Consider the following 16,311-nt stretch of genomic DNA (forward strand, 5'->3'; position numbering starts at 1 on the left):
TTGCAGAGGGTTCCGACTGGTCAAGGAAGCGTATTGGGTCGTTCATTCAGGTCTTGCCTGCCTACCTCGTGGTTGCGAGCGCGCCCATCACCCTCACTATCCTGCCCTTGACTGTCAAGGCGCGCTTTGAACCTTCCTCCGTGAGCGGTCGGGCAGGGGAAACCAAGCGGGTGACGTTAGTCATGACAGTTGATCCGCCGTTTCCCCAGGGAGCTGTGCCTACTTATGTACTGTTCCCGCCGTACAACCACCATGACAACGAGCTCTCTAGGATTGTGAATACTGGTCCCACACAGGGCGATGGCGCTGTTATGCGTACAGAAATCGACTTCGAATTCTTTGACACGCTAGAATTGCCAGACCACCGGACGAGTGGCCTCTACAACCTCTTTGTGTTCGCGGGTGACCTCACTGGCTATCGTGTGAACAATTACAAAACTTCTGCCGCCCTCGACATGAGTCTCATCCGCTAAACGGCAATGTGGAGGAACCCCACTGCTCGTGCTGGATCAAACCTGAGAAGTGACTGACCGCGAATAGAGGTTGACCGGGGGTTGATCAGCGGCAGTAAAGTGAGATCGCTCGCGGCCCATAAGCACCGTCCCTTTCGCATGTTCTGTCGCTCAGGGCAACCCCTATTCGCGGTGCTTCATTCCATACCCGTCATGCCCATAAATTCGTGATCTTGCTCCGCATCTCCTTGACGCATACCGCATAGAGCGCTATCTTTTGTCTATCACCGCCCGAGAGGCGGCTTTTTTATTGCGTGTTCTCGGGCTTCGGCTGTGCTAGGCCCATCTGCTGGTACATCATGTACTGCGGCGCACCACCCAGCATGTTCTGGCCGCCGTCCACCGGCAGGATTACCCCGGTTACGTAGCTGGCTGCGTCGCTGACCAGAAACAGAGCTGCGTTGGCAATGTCCTGCGGCAATCCGAAACGCCCCAGTGGCACGGTCGCGATGAACTTCTGACGCGTCTTCTCGTCCGGAGCCAGGCGCGCCATCCCTTCAGTGCCGTCGATGGGACCGGGAATAATTGCGTTGACGCGGATGCCGCGCAGGCCCCATTCCACCGCCAGAGTCTCGGTCAGGGCGTCCACGCCGGCCTTGGCTGCCACCACGTGCGCCTGCAGAGGTACTGGCACGCCATAGGCACTGATGCTCAGGACGTTGCCGCCGGGCGCTCGCAGGTGCGGCGCGCAGGCTTTGATGGTGTTGTAGGTGCCCAGCAGGTCGATGTCCACCACGGTTTTAAAGCCGTTGGGTGAAATGCCATCTACCGGTGCCGGAAAATTTCCCGCCGCTCCTGCCAGCACAATATCCAGTGGCCCGAACTCGGCGGTGGCCTGCGAGGCAGCGGCCTGCAGGGCGGCAAAGTCACGCACGTCCGCGCTGACGCCCAGGGCCTGGCCTCCCTCGGCCTGAATTCCGGCCGCCGCCGCCTGGGCCTTTTCCAGATTGCGTCCCAGCAGGGTCACGGCGCAGCCGTGTGCAGCAAAGCTGCGGGCGATGCCCAGGTTGATGCCGCTCCCGCCTCCCGTGATCAGGGCGTGTTTGCCGGCAAGCAGGTCGGGGCGGAAGGTGCTTTCGGGGGTACCAGCGGGTAGGGTCATGGGGGCTCCTTGGGAACAGCAGGGCTTATTTACGCAGTGCGCCCAGCAGGGCTTCGGCCGTCATGTGCCGAGCATTCCAGGCCACAGCACCGTCCAGGCTCTGTCGGTGGGGCAGGCCGTCGTTCAGGGTACGCTTGGTGCCTTCCAGGGCTTTGGGAGGCAGGGCAGCCAGCTGATCGGCCAGCGCATCTGCGCGGGCAAACAGCGCTTCGGGGCTGGCATGAACCTCCGTCACCAGGCCCCAGCGTTCAGCAGTGGTCGCGTCAATCGGATCGGCGGTCAGGGCCAGATGGGCCGTGCGCCCGCGGCCGATCAGGTGAGGCAGCCGCTGCAGCCCGCCAAGGTCGGCCGTAATCCCCAGTTTCACCTCCGGCAGACTGAACCGGGCGTCCTGGCTGCACAGCCGCAGGTCGGCGGCGGCAATCAGCTCCAGACCAGCGCCGATGCACCAACCGTGAACAGCCGCAATAACAGGAACGGGCAGCGCGGCCAGCCCCTCGATGGCGGCGTGCATCTCATCGACCACAGCCTTGAAGGCGGCCGGATCACCCAGCACCGGCAGAATCTGGGCGCCGCTGGCATGCAGGTCCAGACCGGCGCTGAACAGGTCCTGGCCGCGCACAACGACCACCCTGGACCGGGAGAGCTCCTCAAGCACCGCCGGCATTTCACGCCAGAAGGTCGGCCCCAGGGTACCTTTCTTGGTCACCAGGGTCAGGGTGGCCGTCTCACCCCGCCGGGTGAGGCTCACGCTTTGCAACGTCATGACCGCAGTGTAGCGCGTCATCCTGAACCGGGTTCAATTTTTGCTGTGGCAAATGGTATTCAGGCCTGGACCCGACGCCGTTCAATGCGTCATTTTTCCATGGCTGCTCTCAGGGTCCTGGTCTACAATCGGCCCACGATGCCTGACTCTGTTTCACCTGCGCCGCAGGCATCCTCCATGCCGGCGTCTCCTCCAGGCTCAGCCGGTTCACGCCTTCAGGCTGTCTGGCCACGCACCACCCTGAGCTCGCTGTTGCTGCGCCCCTTCGTGGTGCCGTTTGTGCTCCTGGGCGTGGTCGGCGTGTCGGTGATCGCCGGCGTGGAACGCAACGCGCAGGCCACGCGGCAGGTCACCGAGGCGCAGGGCCGGCTGCTGCTGATCAACTCGCTGTTGCGTGACATCTCGGATCTGGAGACCGGGCAGCGTGGGTACGTCATCACCGGACAGGCCGACTTTCTCAAGCCTTACCTCGACGGCCTGATCGCTTTTAACGAGCACGCCGCACAGTTGCGAGCCCGCCCAGCGACGCCTTTGCAACTGAACAACCTGAACCGGGCCGCCGGGCAGCTCGCGCGCTGGCGCCGCACAGCAGGAGACCCGCAGATCCGCGCCCGCCGCACCTCGCTGGAGCAGGCTGCGCGGCTGGTCAGCACCGGCCGCCGGCAGCTTGATGACGTCCGGGCCACGTTGACCACCATGCGTGAGCGCGAGGACGCCCGCCTGACTGCGGCGGTGCAGTCCAGCGCTCAGACCCTGCGGACCGTACGTCAGATCACGGTGGCCGGGCTGCTGCTGACCCTGCTGCTGCTGCTGTTCGCGGCGCTGCGAATGGCCCGCACGGTGGCGCGTCATCTCTCGCAGCTGACTGCAGGCGCCCAGGAGATCTCGGCCGGCCAGTACGACCGACGGCTGCCGCATTCGGGGGTGCAGGAGATCGACGAACTGGGCGAGCAGTTCCAGGAGATGGCCCGCGCCGTGCGTGAACGCGAACAGGCGCTGGCAGACAGTGCCCAGGCGCTGCAGGCCAGCAATGAGCAGCTGGCCCACAGCAACCGCGAGCTCGAACAGTTTGCGTATGTGGCGAGCCACGACCTGCAAGAACCCCTGCGGACCATCGGCAGCTACACTGAACTGCTCGCGCGGCGCTACCAGGGCCAGCTCGACGCGCGCGCCGACCAGTACATTGCCTTTACCATCGAGGCGACCCGGCGCATGAAAACCCTGATCCAGGACCTGCTGGCCTTTTCACGGGTGCGCCAGGGCCAGCGGACCTTCACCGCAGTGGATACCGAGGTGCTTGTCCGCGAGGTGCTTGAGCACCTGGATGAGCAGGTGCGGGAAAGCGGCGCTCAGGTGCAGGTGGCGCCCGGCCTGCCGCAGGTTCAGGGCAACTTAGACCTGCTGCGGCACGCTTTCCATAACCTGATCGGCAACGCGCTGAAATTCCGCTCGCCTGACCGCACGCTGCAGGTTGCCGTCAGTGCCACCCGCGAGGAGGACCGCGAGCGCTGGGTCTTTCATGTACAGGACAACGGCATCGGCATCGAGGAGCAGTATTTTGATCGTATTTTTGGTGTGTTCCAGCGGCTGCACGGCGTGGGCGAGTACAGCGGGAGCGGCATCGGCCTGGCCGTTACTCGCAGCGCCGTCGAGCAGCACGGTGGCGAGCTCTGGCTGGGCTCCAGACCCGGCCAGGGCTCCACCTTCCATTTCAGCGTCCCCGACCACGGCGCCATTCCGCGCCCCCACCCGCTTCAGGAGACTGTAGAGCCATGAAATCCATTGACATTCTGCTGGTCGAGGACAACCCCGCCGACATCATGCTGACCGAGGAAGCCTTCGAGGAGGCAGATTTCGAACACCGGCTGCACGTAGCCAAGGACGGGGTCGATGCACTGGCCTTCCTGCGCCGCGAGGGCCCCCACGCGGGGGCGCCGCGCCCGGACGTCATCCTGATGGACCTGAACATGCCGCGCATGGGCGGGCTGGAAGTGCTGGATATCCTCAAGGAAGACGAGGCGCTGCGCAGCATTCCGGTGATCGTGCTGACCACCTCGCGGGCGGAGAACGACATCTGGCGCAGCTATAACCTGCACGCCAACGCCTACATTCCCAAGCCGGTGAGTGTGAGTGAATTTGTGGAGGTCATCCGCTCGTTCGGAAATTTCTGGTTTACCAAAGTGGCGCTGCCGCCTAACCGTAGCTGAGTCCCAACCTCTGCTGATCCCGTCCAGCCTCAGAGCGCTTCGAGTTGCGCGGCCGTGCTGGCCGCGCCCATCAGCCGGGCGGCGTCCAGCGCGGACATGCCACCTTCATCACGTGCCGCCGGGTCTGCGCCGCTTGATAGCAGCACCTCCACGATGCCGGTGCGGCCGAACATGGCTGCCATCATCAGCGGGGTTTTCCCCGCCGCGCTGCGGGCATTCGGATCGGCCCCAAACTCCAGCAGCAGTTCGGCCATGGTCTGGTCTCCTTTGAAGGCGGCAGCCTCCAGGGGGCTCTGGCCCCGGTCGTTGCGGAGTTCATGGTCCGCGCCGACTTCCAGCAGGCTGCGGGCCGCCGCGTGGTGGCCGTGGTAGCTGGCCAGCATCAGCAGGGAGTCACCCTGACTGTTGCGGATATTGGGCGGCAAGCCGCGCTCCAGCATCTGCCGGAGCTGCGCAGCGTCGCCATTGCGCACATGCTCGAAAGCGTCTTGCAGGAACGCCAGAATCTCACGGTCCAGCGCGCCGTCGTCCGGGGTGGGGGCGTCACTCATGCGAAGGCCTTCTCACTCCACCTGCTGCGCGCCAAACACCTGCGTGGGCTGCGCAAACTCGTTCTGGGCCGCCACCAGCTGAATCTCGCGGGTGCCGGTGCGGTGCGTGAGGTCCAGCAGGCCATACAGGGCACTCATTGACAGGCTCAGCGCCTGAGCCGGGCTGCCGCTTTGCAGATAATGGCCGAAAAACAGCGCGGCGATGGCGTCACCGGTACCGTTTCGCGGGGGGTCCAGGGGGATCAGGGGGGTGCGGCAAAGCCACGCGCCCTCACCGGTCACGGCCAGCGTTTCGATACTGCCTTCCGGCGCGTCCTGGCGCACCAGACTGGTCAGCAGCACGATGCGCGGGCCCTCCGGACGCAGCCGGTCACGCAGCGCATGGGCCGCCTGAAGGGCATGCTCCAGGGTGTCTATCTGCTGTCCGGTCAGCAGTTCCAGCTCGAACTGGTTTGGGGTCACGATGTCAGCCGCCGGAATGGCCTTCGCCGCGATCTGCTCCGGCAGTTCCGGGCGAACAAAGACGCCGCGCCCCACGTCCCCCATCACCGGATCACAGCAGTACAGGGCCTGCGGATTGGTTTCCCGTACCCGGCGCACGGCGTCAACCACTGCTGCCACGGTGCCCTCCGAGCCCATATAGCCGCTGAGTACGGCGTGGCAGTCGGGCAGGGCTCCGCGCGCTTCGATGCCGTCGAGCAGTTCGGCCACCAGTTCCGGCGGAAAGACACTGCCGGTCCAGACGCCATAGCCGGTGTGGTTGGAAAACTGCACCGTGTTGACGGCCCAGACCTCGAAGCCCAGACGCTGCAGCGGGAACATCGCTGCGGCGTTGCCCACATGCCCGTAACTGACCCACGACTGGATGCTCAGGATGTTGCGTGGGGGCGTGGGCGCCGGGTGAGGCGCGGCAGGGGAAGCGGGGTGCCCGGTCATGCGCAGAGGATAGACCAGTTGTGCGGAACAGCGGGATGGAAACTTCGGTGCGGGTGACCGGGGTGTCACACCACTGGCCAGGAATCCTCCACGGCCGGATGGATCTGTACGGCACCTGTGCGCCATGCTGAGAGTCATGACACAGGGAGAACCGGCACGCGGCCGGGTGCGCGACTTTGCAATCCGGCCGGGTCAGCTGCCCTGCGGCCCGCTCAACGCCATCACCGACGTGACCGGTGTACTGGTCGGCCACGTCACCCTGATAGAAGGCGAGGACACCCGTACTGGCGTCACAGCCGTGCGCCCTCACAGCGGCAACCTGTATCAGGACCGGGTCCCGGCGGGGGTGTCGGTCGGCAACGGCTTTGGCAAGCTGGCCGGCGTGACCCAGGTGCAAGAACTCGGCGAGCTGGAAACACCGGTTGTCCTGACCAACACGCTGTGCGTCTCCCGTGGCCTCGACGGTCTGATCGACTGGACCCTGCATCAGCCGGGCAATGAGACGGTACGCAGCGTCAATGCGGTCGTCGGCGAGACCAATGACGGGCTGCTCAACGACATCCGCAGCCGGGCCGTCACACCCGGACACGTGCTTTCAGCGCTGGAGAACGCCGTCAGTGGACCGGTACCGGAAGGCGCCGTAGGGGCGGGCACCGGCACGGTGGCTTTTGGTTGGAAAGGCGGAATCGGCACCAGTTCGCGCCGCGCCGGAGAGTGGACCGTGGGGGTGCTGGTCCAGAGCAACTACGGCGGTCAGCTGACCGTGTGTGGCGTCCCGCTCGATCTTGCCGCCGCACCCTCCCCTGCCCCTGACGGCTCGGTCATGATCCTGGTGGCCACCGACGCCCCGCTGAGCGACCGCAACCTGACCCGGCTGGCCCGGCGAGCTTTTCTGGGAATTGCGCGCACCGGGGGTTTTCTGGCCAACGGTTCCGGCGACTATGCCGTGGCCTTCAGCACCCACCCGCAGGTCCGGCGCACGTCCATGCACCGCAATCCACAGGCGCCGCCGGTTGCGGACCTCGCCAACGAGCTGACCTCACCCCTGTTTCAGGCGGTGGTGGAAGCCACCGAGGAAGCGGTCCTGAACTCCCTGTTCATGGCCAGTACGGTGCGTGGCCATGCTGGACGGACGGTGGAGGCCCTGCCTCTGGAGCCCACCCTGCAGCAGCTGCGGCGGGCCGGCGTTATCCCGGGCTGAAGGTCAGCGGGCCATAGACCCTGGCCCACAGGTCTGCTTTCTCGCGGGCTCCCAGCAGATCCAGCGGGGTGGCGCCGCTCAGGCGCAGGATCCATCCTTTACCGTCCCGGCTCAGATCGCCCAGCCGGGTGCCGCCGGCGTGGGCGCGGTCCAGACCGTCGGCGACCCGCAGCACGGCGGCCAGCCGGAAGACCAGCGTCCGGTCGGCGGGGGGCAGGGCCATGTACTCGATGTGCGAGGGCTTGGGCGGGCTGCGGCGGTGATACCGCGCGATCTGGGCAATCAGCTCCTGGTCGCGGGAACTGAAGCCGCGCAGGTCCGCGTGGCGGATCAGGTAGGCGCTGTGCTTGTGGTGGCTGCTCTGCGACACGATCAGACCAGCCTCGTGCAGGGCCGCCGCCGCCGTGAGCAGGGCGCGGGCCTCCTCGGGAAAGCGCTCATTCAGGTGCGTGAGTGCGTCGAGCAGTCCACGTGACAGGGTTGCCACCTGCCCGGCGTGGGCCAGGTTGGCCCCGAAGCGCTCGGCGGTGGCCAGCACACTGCGCTGACGCACGCTCAGGGTTCTCGAGTACGACTCCAGCTGCGCAAGTTCCTCGATCAGCATGCCCTCGCGCAGGGCACCCTCGCTGACCGTGACTTCGTGGGCGCCCAGCAGCCCTAGCGCCGCGTGCAGAACTGCCAGCCCGGCGACGATGGTGTTTCCCCGTCGCTCGAAGCCGGGAATCCGGGCCCGTGCGGCCGGTCGGCTGCTGCGGGCCTGTTCGAGCAGCGCCTCAAGCTCCGCCACGGTGAAGCTCACCCCGTTGATATGGCCCCCACCGTGCCCCCGGCCCGCACTGATGGCCATCGCGGCGGCTTCGGCCGTGCCACTCGAGAGGATCACGCGCGTGCCGGGCCCCACCTGGAAGCGTGCCGCAAAGGGGAACAGCAGATTCCGCACATGCTCCTGGACAGCCCTCACAGCCTTGCGTCCGGGCGGCTCTTCAGCGAGGAAGGCCCGGGTCATTCGGATGGCCCCCAGTGGCAGACTCAGCACGTCGGCCGCCGCCTGAGGACCCCCCCGGGCAAACTCCAGACTGCCGCCCCCCAGGTCGAGCAGCACATTGTCGGCTCCGAACTCCACGCTGTCGGCTGCCCCCAGGTAGGTCAGCTGGCCCTCGCGCTCGCCACTGATGATGGCGGGATACACCCCGGTGCGCTCACGCATGCGCGCAGCAACCTCCGGCCCGTTGGGCGCTTCGCGCAGGGCGCTCGTGGCATACACCCGCACCTCCGGAATACCGGCGGCGCTGCTCAGTTCACGGAAGCGCAGCAGGGCGCTGGCCAGCCGGTCCTCGCCCTCGGGGGTCAGGTGGCCGCGCGCGTCCAGGCATTCTCCCAGGCGCGTGCGGTCCTTCAGGCTGTCGATTACCCGGTAGTCCCCGCTGCTGGCCTCGGCCAGCAGCAGGTGGCTGGAGTTGGTGCCGACATCGGCAACAGCAACTTTCATGGCCTGTTCGTGGTTACCCGGTTTCTCAGCCGAGGTCGAGGCGGATCAGGAAGCGCCCGCACGAGGGGCACTTCACCGGGGGCAGCTTGCCCAGGGCCGCACGCTGCTGCACGTTAACCGGCAGCACCACGTTACAGCCGGTGCAGCGTCCCGCCCGGATCTCCACAACCCCCAGGCCCTTCTTGGCCTTGCGGATCATGTCGTATTCGCGCACCGTGCGGGTGTCGAGGTCGGCCACCAGCCCGGCACGTTCCTGACGGTCCGCCTCCCCCTGGTCGCGCAGGCCCTGAATGCGGGTGTCGTCCTGCGTTTCAAGGTCATTGAGGGTGGGGCGCAGGGCGCGGTGCTGCTCGCGCAGCTGTGAGGCCCGCTCGGAGAGCTCGCGGCGGCGCTCGCGCAGCGGCACGAGGTCCTCTTCCATCTCGTCGGCCCGCTCCCCCAGCATCTGGATGCGGCTGCCGTACTGGCTCTGGGCCCGAGCGTCGAAGGCGTTTTTCTCCTGCTCTTCCCTGGCCCGCACAATCTGCTCACGGGTGGTGGCCAGGTCCTGCTCCTGCTGACGCAGACGCTTTTCCACGTCCTCCAGGGTGATCTCGGTGTCCTCAAGGTCATTGTTCAGCTGAGACTGCTGAGCGCGGGCGTCACGCAGGGCATCCGGAATGTTGCCTTCCTCGGCGCGCAGTGTGTCGAGGTTCAGGTCAAGTTGCTGAACGCGGTGCAGGCGCTGTAAAGATCCGGTGTCGCTCATCAGGGGCAGTCTACCGCCCCCCAGGCATGCCGGGGCCCTGTGTGTGTCGCACACCACCTTCGCCCTCCGGCGTTCAGGCTGTCCTGGAGCGGATTCCGCCCCGGTATTGAGCGTCCCTTAGGCGCGGGTCAGGACCTCACCGGCTGGACCAGCCGTTGCGCCGGCCGGTACAGCCCCAGGTAGATCGCCAGGACACTCGAGGCATACAGCAGCAGGGTCCAGCCAAACAGCAGGTTGAAGGCTGTGTGAAACGGCAGTCCGGCCCTCACCACGCCCCCCAGCAGGCTGCTGACTGCCCAACCCACGTCCCAGGCGATCACGTTGACCGCCGAGTACATCGGGCGGTCCTCCTCGGGCAGGGCCGACATGGCGTAGGCGCTGTACACCGGTCCGGCGGCGTTCATCAGGGCGCCGCGCGTGAACAGCGCCGCAGCCACCATCCACAGGTGCGGCGCGAAGCCCAGCACTGCCAGAAACGGCAGGCTGCAGGCCTGGACCAGCAAGACGGCCTGCAACTGTCCCATCCGGCGCACCAGCAGCGGTTGCAGCAGGGCAGTCGCAGCGGTCGCCAGGCTGGTCCAGGCAAAGAGCATCCCCAGGGAGGCGTAGCTCACCTGGAACTTGCCCTCGATAAAGACGTTCAGGAAGGGAATGGTGGCTCCCGCGCCCAGACCCACCAGGACATTGGGCAGCACCAGCCGGGCCATGGTCCGCTTGTCCCGGACCGCGAAACTGCGGCCTTCGCGGGCTGGTTTTCCACTGGGACGCAGCCGCAGCACCGGCAGCAGCCCCAGCAGCTGGAAGGCCGAAGCAACCAGCAGGGCCGCGCGCAGTGCGCCCACGCCGTCCGGTTCGGTGGCGGTCAGCCCGGCGTAGGTTTCGGGCACCCGTCCACCCAGCAGGTTGCCGAGGAAGCCGGCTCCGGTCATCAGGGCGTTCTGGACGCTGAACAGCGTTACCCGGTTGCGCTCATCGCTGTTGTTGGCCATGAACGGCGAGCCGGCGACGATGGACAGCGCCGCGCCCGCACCCTGGACCAGCGCGCCCACGATGGCCATTGCTGGGCCATGGGCACTGGCGAGCAGCAGCGTGCCTACCAGGCTCAGCCCCGCACCGATTTTCAGGGTATGGGCATTGCTGATGCGCCGGGCCAGCGCCACTGCCGGCAGGCTCAGGGCCGCCAGGGTCAGGGCCGGCAGCGCGTTGAGCAGGCCCTGCCACTCGGCTCCCAGGCCCAGCGCCCGCAGGTAGAAATTCAGAAACAGTGCCGCAAACGCCTGTGCCAGCCCAAAGCTGAACACCGAGGCCAGATACAGCCAGACCTGCCGGGAGAACTTCCAGTTCAAGGCGTCACACCCACTTTGGGACAGAACGGTGCCATGAGGCAGCTCTCACACAGGGGCCGCCGGGCAATGCAGATGCGCCGCCCGTGCAGGATCAGGCCGTGGTGCAGAAACACCCAGCGCTCCCGGGGAAAGACGCGCTGCAGGTCCCCCTCCACCTTGTCGGGATTGGTCTGGGTGCTCAGGCCCAACCGGCGCGCGAGGCGACCGACGTGCGTATCCACGGCAATGGCTGGGTAGCCGTAAGCGTTGCTCAGTACGACATTGGCGGTCTTGCGCCCCGCACCGGGCAGGGCCACCACGGCATCGAAGTCGTTGGGGACCTCGCCGTCATGGCGCTCGACCAGCAGCCGGGCCAGTGCGGCGAGGTTGCGGGCCTTGGCCCGGTACAGCCCAATGCGGCGGATCAGCGGCTCCAGATCTTCGGGCTCGGCGTGGCTCATGGCGTGGGCGTCCGGGTAGGCGGCAAACAGGGCAGGAGTGGCGGCGTTCACGCTGACGTCGGTGGCCTGCGCGCTAAGGACGGTCGCCACCAGCAGTTCAAAAGGGGTGCGGAAGTCCAGCTCGGTCCGGGCGTCCGGGTACAGGACCTCCAGGGCCGAGAGCACCTGGGGAGCGCGGGTTTTTGCGCCGGCAGGAAGGCGAGCGGGCTGGGGCTTGCGGGTCACGCGCCGCAGCCTACCCCTGCTGTCGTTCGGGAGACAGTAGGCCGTCCGGCCTAGTCCCGCTGGGCTGGCCAGGGAACCTCTCCCCCGGCTGAAGCGTACAGAGAGGTATGAGAACCCTCTCCCTGATCCTTGGTGTGCTGGCGGCGCTGGGGCTGCTGCTGGGCCTGCTCCCGCTCTTTGGCTGGCTCAACTGGCTGGTGGTGCTGCCGCCCGCAGTGCTGGGCCTGATCTTCGGTGTCCTGGCCCGTGACCGCGGCGCCATGACCTTAAACGCCGTGGTGATTGCCATCGCCCTGCTGAGGCTGTCGCTGGGCGGTGGAGTGCTGTAAGGCCTGACTTGCAGCCTTCTTGCACGTTCCGTGGCCCTCTGCTAATTTACATAGGCCTGTGTTCCGGCACAGCATATGGGTCCTTAGCTCAGTTGGTAGAGCGGCGGTCTCCAAAACCGTAGGTCGTAGGTTCAAGTCCTGCAGGGCCCGCCACAGATTTCCCCGCCTAGCGCGGGGTTTTTCTTTATCCTGCGAATGAATATTCTCGTTTTTTGGGCAAGTCAGTGTAGTAGGCCCTAATTGAGGGACGCGGGCATGTCCACAGGCGCAGCCGGCACCGCATTGAACAGGTCTACCACCGTGGCCCGCCGCTCGTTGTCCAGAACATGACGGTACCCAACCAGCATGATCGACACCCGCGCAGGCCCAAGACCTCCGATACCGCTTCCAAGTCCACAACCTGTTGGGTACATTCGAGCCAAGAAGCCCCGTGGACGACGTACGTGCGGCAACCACTGAAAAGCCAGGCTTCCAGGGGTGACAGTAAGCCATGAAACATCACCCGTTCCTGTTCGTTGCGACCGGACTGCTCATCGCGTCCTGTGCCCCGGTGAACGTGCGGATCATCACCTGGGACCACGTCCCGTCAGAGTACCTCTACGACCAGTCGCTCGCCTTCCTGAGCACGAGAGGATACACGCTGAAGACCGCCAACAGGACCCTGCTCCTGCTGGAAGCAGAGACCACCAACACGGTGAATCAGACGGTTGATCAGGCCACCATCTGGATCCGGCCGGCCGGCTGGTCACCACGCATTGACGCCACCTTCACCTCAGGCATGATCAATGAGTACCGGGCGTACATGGCCCAGGCGGCCGCCAGGTATCGCCACCGTTGAGTGGCTGCGGCGCCTCATGCCTGTCTCCCTGCCCGCACCCCTCCACTTCAGGCTGGACACCAGAAGGTCAGCGCACCAGCCTGGCTACAGAAGCCTGATGGCGCGTCCTGGGGCGGTCTGAATCTGTACGGAAAAGAGAAGAACCGCACGAGGCAGGCACCTGTTGAACTGAGGCGGCCTTGACTGACTCGTCATCCTCTCCATTTTTATCCTGGCAGCAGGTCCATCCCATGTGGGTTTCCCAGCCGTTCGGCGGTGCGCTAGCAGGCTGCTGGTCTCCAGAACGTTCTTCATCATGGTTTCGCCGGCCACCCGCTAGCGCTGGCCACTGCCCCGCGTGAAATGACGGCAAAAAGAACCGGCCCCTTTGATGCCGGGCCGGTTCCTCTATTGCTGTTCTGTCTGCTTTACCAGGCGGTGATGTACTTGTACAGCAGCACGTTGGGCGTGCCGGAGGGGTTGCTCTTGATCTTGCCGGTGCTGGCTGCGCCCGAGATGTAGCTCCAGACCGAGGCGGAGGAGATGTCACCGTAGCGGTGCTTGACCAGCGCGCTCACGCCAGCCACGTGCGGCGAGGCCATGCTGGTTCCACTGATGGTGTTGGTCTCGGTCGTGCCGCTGCCGATCCAGGGAGCCTTGATGGCGACGCCCGGTGCATACAGGTCAGTGCAGGTGCCGTAGTTGGAGAAGGTCGCGCGGGTATCGGTCTTATCCGAGGCGTTCACGGTGGTCACAGACGTGTTGTATCCGGCGCTGGCGGGGGACACGTTGCAGGCGTCCTGGTTCTCGTTGCCAGCTGCGACCGCCACGAACACCCCGGCGTTGGACAGGTTGACCACGGCATTGTTGAGGGTGCTGGAGTAACCTCCGCCCAGGCTCATGTTGGCCACGGCGGGTTTGACATGGTTGGTCCGCACCCAGTCCACGGCGGCGATGATGCCCGAGGTGCTGCCCGACCCGTTGCAATCCAGCACCTTCACGCCACGCAGCAGGGCCTGCTTGGCTACACCGTACGTCTTGCCGCCGACCGTGCCACCCACGTGCGTGCCGTGGCCGTTGCAGTCGTTGCCGTTGCCACCAAAAGCGTCGTACACGTTCTGCGCGCGGCTCTCGAAGTCCGCATGGGCAGCGTCGAGGCCGGTGTCGATGATGTAGGCGCGCACACCGCTGCCAGTGTAGCCATAGCTGTACTTGCGGTCCAACGGCAGGTCACGCTGGTTGATGCGGTCCAGGCCCCAGGGGTCGCCATTGCCGTCCATAGCCTGATCCACGGTGGCGTTGTACACCTGGTCAGGCTCGATGTAGGCGACATTCGGGTTGTTCCTGAGGGCATTGAGCTGTCCCTCGTTCAGGCTGCCCGCGAAGCCGTTAACGATGCTGTAGACGAACTTGGGGGTCACGCCAGCAGCCTGGGCAAGCCCGCGGGGTTCGACACCTTCCTTGAGCACCACGATGTACTGGCCGGGGATGACGTTGCGGGGGGCAGGTGCGGCGCGCCCCACGGCCTGTTCGGTGAGTGAGCCCGGCGCTGCGGCAGCACTCTGGACCACAGTTTCGGCAGCGTTCTCACTGGTCGTGGCACCGGGGGTGGTGTTTCCGCAGGCTGCGAGGGCAAGGGCAAGGGTCAGGCCAACAGCAACTTTCATCATGCGCATGAATCTTCCTCCTGGAAGTAAAGCGGATCAGAGAACTTAAGAGACAGCAGGTGTCTGGGCTGGGCTTAGAAGGTGCTGACGTTCAGGCGGCCGTTCGTGACGGTCTTGAGGTTCAGGCTGGCGGTGGCAGCAGCGCTGCTCATGATGGCCTCCTTGATCTGCTGGGCCGTGGCAGTGGTGTTCGTGCTGGCGTACAGGGCTGCGCCGCCCGAGACGTGCGGCGTGGCCATGCTGGTGCCGTTGTACGAACCATAGGTGTTGGTGGGCAGGGTCGACATTACGGCGACACCGGGCGCACCGATATCCACGGTCTTGGCGCCGTAGTTGGAGAAGCGTGCCAGGGCGCCGGTCTTGTCGATGGCGGCGACCGCGATCACGCAGTCCCAGCCGCGCGTGCCGGCGTTGGTGCACTCGTAGTTGCTGGGGTAGTTGGCGGTGGTGTCGTTGTTGTCGCCCACACCGTCGCTGCCGCCGTTGCCCGCTGCGGCGATGAACAGGATGCCGGCGTCACCACCACGGTTGATGGCGTCGAGCAGGCCCTGCGAGAAGCCACCCCCGCCCCAGGAGTTGCTGGTCGCCACGATGTTTAACTTATGCCGCGTTTTCAGGTCAGTGAAGTAGTCCACCGCCTTGATGGCGTCGGCCAGCGAACCGCCCCGCGAGCCGAGGAACTTGCCGCTGATCATGGTGACGTTCCAGTTGACACCCGCGACGCCGACACCGTTTCCACCGACCCCACCGATGGTGCCGGCCACGTGGGTGCCGTGCTCGTCGGTGCCTTCGCGCTTGTTACCGTCATAGATGGTGTTGTTGCCGTTGGCAAAGTCCCAGCCACGCGTGTCGTCCACGTAGCCGTTGCCGTCATTGTCCACCCCGTCTGCAGCGTCAAAGGGGTTAAGCCAGATGTTGGCAGCCAGATCAGGATGGGTAAACTGAATGCCCTCGTCGATCACGCCGATGTAGACGTTCTTGCTGCCGGTGTGGTTGGCAGCCCAGGCCTCGCCCGCTTGGCTGCCGAACCCGTTGGCGGGGCTGGTCGCGTCGCCGTACATGCCCCACAGGGTGCCGTCGGTGTAGTACGGGTCGTTGCTGGTCGCTGCGTGCATGTAGATCCAGTTCGGCTCCGCAAAGCGCACGTTGGGGTTGCGGCTCAGTGCGCGCACAATGGCGTCCACAGCCTGCCCGTTGGTGATCTGCATGCGGTAAAGCGGGGCTCCATCAGTCACGGCCACCTGCTCGGCCACGCGCAGACCCTGGCGCTCGACGTCACGCAGACCCTGACTGCCCGCCGCACGGGTGAATTGCACCAGGACTTCCCCGGCCACCGCGGCAGGCGACGCTGAAACAACCTGCGAAGACAGTGCGGAACTGGCACTGGTCGGGGCATCCTGTCCGCAGGCTGCAAGCAATGCGGTCAGGAGGAGTCCAGGAAGCAATAGAGCAGGACGGGCAATCTGTGCCATAAGTCTCCAGATAGAGCACCTGAATTTAAGCGTCTGGATCGTGTCCGACACTGGGTGCACCTATTGATTTGTGTTGCTCCCGGACATGCTGCCGCCTCGCCATCATTTCAACATTGAAAAACTTCACAAAAACTCAGATATCTCAAAAAGTGAAGAAAGTATGAAAGTCAGTCAGAATAGCGATCAGGACGTCAGAGAGCTTACCTGGAGGTCGCCCAAAATATGAGGAGGTCTCATGGCTGCAGCCACGATTGCTCGTCCGCCGGCAATATCTGCTTGCACGTTGCAACTACCCGTGTTAGAGACGGTGGATCGCGTTGAGCCGCACGTCCTGTCAGTGACTCTGACAGGGCCTCAGTGCTCTGTGCATCGGAAAACCCTCTTCCCGTTCGTACCGAGAGGGGCAGTGAACGGGCCGACAACGCCCGCATGGCACAGCCCGCCTGAGACGCTGGGGTTGCCCGGCGCGGGCGAACGGCATCCCGGTCAGGACTCAGCGCCGT

At 65.3% G+C, this 16,311-nt stretch carries 16 protein-coding genes and 1 tRNA gene; 7 read left to right on the forward strand and 10 right to left on the reverse strand.

Annotated features, from left to right (window positions below; genetic code table 11):
* Positions 1-53: 53 nt before the first annotated feature.
* On the forward strand, positions 54-473 hold the full coding sequence (locus IEY49_RS11905) for a hypothetical protein (RefSeq protein ID WP_189008764.1): 420 nt from the start codon (positions 54-56) through the stop codon (positions 471-473).
* 286 nt (positions 474-759) lie between these two features.
* Here IEY49_RS11905 and IEY49_RS11910 read toward each other — a convergent pair whose 3' ends face one another.
* Together IEY49_RS11910 and IEY49_RS11915 are read right to left on the reverse strand one after the other, a co-directional pair.
* On the reverse strand, positions 760-1,614 hold the full coding sequence (locus tag IEY49_RS11910) for an SDR family oxidoreductase (protein ID WP_189008767.1): 855 nt from the start codon (positions 1,612-1,614) through the stop codon (positions 760-762).
* A 25-nt stretch (positions 1,615-1,639) separates the two neighbouring features.
* Complete coding sequence (locus IEY49_RS11915; protein WP_189008769.1) at positions 1,640-2,380, reverse strand: enoyl-CoA hydratase-related protein; 741 nt, start codon at positions 2,378-2,380, stop codon at positions 1,640-1,642.
* Between the two features lie 138 nt (positions 2,381-2,518).
* On the opposite strand from IEY49_RS11915, the gene IEY49_RS11920 reads away from it, so the two are divergent.
* Together IEY49_RS11920 and IEY49_RS11925 are read left to right on the forward strand one after the other, a co-directional pair.
* Positions 2,519-4,156, forward strand: a complete 1,638-nt coding sequence (locus tag IEY49_RS11920; RefSeq protein WP_229780762.1) for a sensor histidine kinase — start codon at positions 2,519-2,521, stop codon at positions 4,154-4,156.
* Positions 4,153-4,587 carry a response regulator gene (locus IEY49_RS11925; RefSeq protein ID WP_189008772.1) on the forward strand — a complete coding sequence of 145 codons (435 nt, stop codon included), beginning with the start codon at positions 4,153-4,155 and terminating at the stop codon, positions 4,585-4,587. The genes IEY49_RS11920 and IEY49_RS11925 overlap by 4 nt, the downstream gene beginning before the upstream one ends.
* 29 nt (positions 4,588-4,616) lie before the next feature.
* On the opposite strand, the gene IEY49_RS11930 is transcribed toward IEY49_RS11925, so the two are convergent.
* Both IEY49_RS11930 and pdxY read right to left on the reverse strand, forming a co-directional pair.
* Positions 4,617-5,138 (reverse strand): ankyrin repeat domain-containing protein, encoded by a 522-nt coding sequence (locus tag IEY49_RS11930; RefSeq protein ID WP_189008775.1) that lies wholly within the window; start codon positions 5,136-5,138, stop codon positions 4,617-4,619.
* Between the two features lie 12 nt (positions 5,139-5,150).
* Entirely contained in the window at positions 5,151-6,074 is a 924-nt protein-coding gene (gene pdxY / locus IEY49_RS11935) for a pyridoxal kinase PdxY (protein WP_189008778.1), read from the reverse strand.
* 136 nt (positions 6,075-6,210) lie between these two features.
* Here pdxY and IEY49_RS11940 point away from each other — a divergent pair, with 136 nt between their 5' ends.
* On the forward strand, positions 6,211-7,275 hold the full coding sequence (locus tag IEY49_RS11940; RefSeq protein ID WP_229780763.1) for a DmpA family aminopeptidase: 1,065 nt from the start codon (positions 6,211-6,213) through the stop codon (positions 7,273-7,275).
* Here IEY49_RS11940 and IEY49_RS11945 read toward each other — a convergent pair.
* The 4 genes from IEY49_RS11945 to nth all read right to left on the reverse strand — a co-directional run bounded on the left by IEY49_RS11945 (position 7,262) and on the right by nth (position 11,523).
* Positions 7,262-8,764 carry a Ppx/GppA phosphatase family protein gene (locus IEY49_RS11945; protein WP_189008783.1) on the reverse strand — a complete coding sequence of 501 codons (1,503 nt, stop codon included), beginning with the start codon at positions 8,762-8,764 and terminating at the stop codon, positions 7,262-7,264. The genes IEY49_RS11940 and IEY49_RS11945 overlap by 14 nt on opposite strands.
* A gap of 25 nt (positions 8,765-8,789) precedes the next feature.
* Positions 8,790-9,512: a zinc ribbon domain-containing protein gene (locus tag IEY49_RS11950; RefSeq protein WP_189008787.1), complete on the reverse strand. Its 723-nt coding sequence runs from the start codon at positions 9,510-9,512 to the stop codon at positions 8,790-8,792.
* Between the two features lie 128 nt (positions 9,513-9,640).
* Positions 9,641-10,858 carry an MFS transporter gene (locus IEY49_RS11955; RefSeq protein ID WP_189008790.1) on the reverse strand — a complete coding sequence of 406 codons (1,218 nt, stop codon included), beginning with the start codon at positions 10,856-10,858 and terminating at the stop codon, positions 9,641-9,643.
* Positions 10,855-11,523, reverse strand: coding sequence for an endonuclease III (gene nth / locus IEY49_RS11960; RefSeq protein ID WP_189008793.1), 669 nt, complete (start codon positions 11,521-11,523; stop codon positions 10,855-10,857). The genes IEY49_RS11955 and nth overlap by 4 nt, the downstream gene beginning before the upstream one ends.
* Before the next feature lie 107 nt (positions 11,524-11,630).
* Between nth and IEY49_RS11965 the strand changes: the two genes are divergently transcribed.
* The 3 genes from IEY49_RS11965 (at position 11,631) to IEY49_RS11975 (ending at position 12,690) form a co-directional block, all read left to right on the forward strand.
* Positions 11,631-11,852, forward strand: a complete 222-nt coding sequence (locus IEY49_RS11965) for a hypothetical protein (RefSeq protein ID WP_189008796.1) — start codon at positions 11,631-11,633, stop codon at positions 11,850-11,852.
* Between the two features lie 77 nt (positions 11,853-11,929).
* Positions 11,930-12,005 (forward strand) — tRNA-Trp (locus IEY49_RS11970).
* A 337-nt stretch (positions 12,006-12,342) separates the two neighbouring features.
* On the forward strand, positions 12,343-12,690 hold the full coding sequence (locus IEY49_RS11975) for a hypothetical protein (RefSeq protein WP_189008799.1): 348 nt from the start codon (positions 12,343-12,345) through the stop codon (positions 12,688-12,690).
* Positions 12,691-13,097: 407 nt separating this feature from the next.
* On the opposite strand, the gene IEY49_RS11980 is transcribed toward IEY49_RS11975, so the two are convergent.
* Together IEY49_RS11980 and IEY49_RS11985 are read right to left on the reverse strand one after the other, a co-directional pair.
* On the reverse strand, positions 13,098-14,339 hold the full coding sequence (locus IEY49_RS11980; protein WP_229780764.1) for a S8 family peptidase: 1,242 nt from the start codon (positions 14,337-14,339) through the stop codon (positions 13,098-13,100).
* Between the two features lie 71 nt (positions 14,340-14,410).
* Positions 14,411-15,808: a S8 family peptidase gene (locus IEY49_RS11985; RefSeq protein WP_189008805.1), complete on the reverse strand. Its 1,398-nt coding sequence runs from the start codon at positions 15,806-15,808 to the stop codon at positions 14,411-14,413.
* Positions 15,809-16,311 lie beyond the last annotated feature (503 nt).

The sequence above is a fragment of the Deinococcus malanensis genome (assembly GCF_014647655.1).
GTDB classification, from domain to species: domain Bacteria; phylum Deinococcota; class Deinococci; order Deinococcales; family Deinococcaceae; genus Deinococcus; species Deinococcus malanensis.

What these genes read in the sequence shown, in the direction of transcription:
- IEY49_RS11910 (WP_189008767.1), bottom strand. Translation starts at nt 1,614, where the DNA reads ATGACCCTACCCGCTGGTACCCCCGAAAGCACCTTCCGCCCCGACCTG.
- IEY49_RS11915 (WP_189008769.1), bottom strand. Translation starts at nt 2,380, where the DNA reads ATGACGTTGCAAAGCGTGAGCCTCACCCGGCGGGGTGAGACGGCCACC.
- IEY49_RS11920 (WP_229780762.1), top strand. Translation starts at nt 2,519, where the DNA reads ATGCCTGACTCTGTTTCACCTGCGCCGCAGGCATCCTCCATGCCGGCG.
- IEY49_RS11925 (WP_189008772.1), top strand. Translation starts at nt 4,153, where the DNA reads ATGAAATCCATTGACATTCTGCTGGTCGAGGACAACCCCGCCGACATC.
- IEY49_RS11930 (WP_189008775.1), bottom strand. Translation starts at nt 5,138, where the DNA reads ATGAGTGACGCCCCCACCCCGGACGACGGCGCGCTGGACCGTGAGATT.
- pdxY (WP_189008778.1), bottom strand. Translation starts at nt 6,074, where the DNA reads ATGACCGGGCACCCCGCTTCCCCTGCCGCGCCTCACCCGGCGCCCACG.
- IEY49_RS11940 (WP_229780763.1), top strand. Translation starts at nt 6,211, where the DNA reads ATGACACAGGGAGAACCGGCACGCGGCCGGGTGCGCGACTTTGCAATC.
- IEY49_RS11945 (WP_189008783.1), bottom strand. Translation starts at nt 8,764, where the DNA reads ATGAAAGTTGCTGTTGCCGATGTCGGCACCAACTCCAGCCACCTGCTG.
- IEY49_RS11950 (WP_189008787.1), bottom strand. Translation starts at nt 9,512, where the DNA reads ATGAGCGACACCGGATCTTTACAGCGCCTGCACCGCGTTCAGCAACTT.
- IEY49_RS11965 (WP_189008796.1), top strand. Translation starts at nt 11,631, where the DNA reads ATGAGAACCCTCTCCCTGATCCTTGGTGTGCTGGCGGCGCTGGGGCTG.
- IEY49_RS11975 (WP_189008799.1), top strand. Translation starts at nt 12,343, where the DNA reads ATGAAACATCACCCGTTCCTGTTCGTTGCGACCGGACTGCTCATCGCG.
- IEY49_RS11980 (WP_229780764.1), bottom strand. Translation starts at nt 14,339, where the DNA reads ATGATGAAAGTTGCTGTTGGCCTGACCCTTGCCCTTGCCCTCGCAGCC.
- IEY49_RS11985 (WP_189008805.1), bottom strand. Translation starts at nt 15,808, where the DNA reads ATGGCACAGATTGCCCGTCCTGCTCTATTGCTTCCTGGACTCCTCCTG.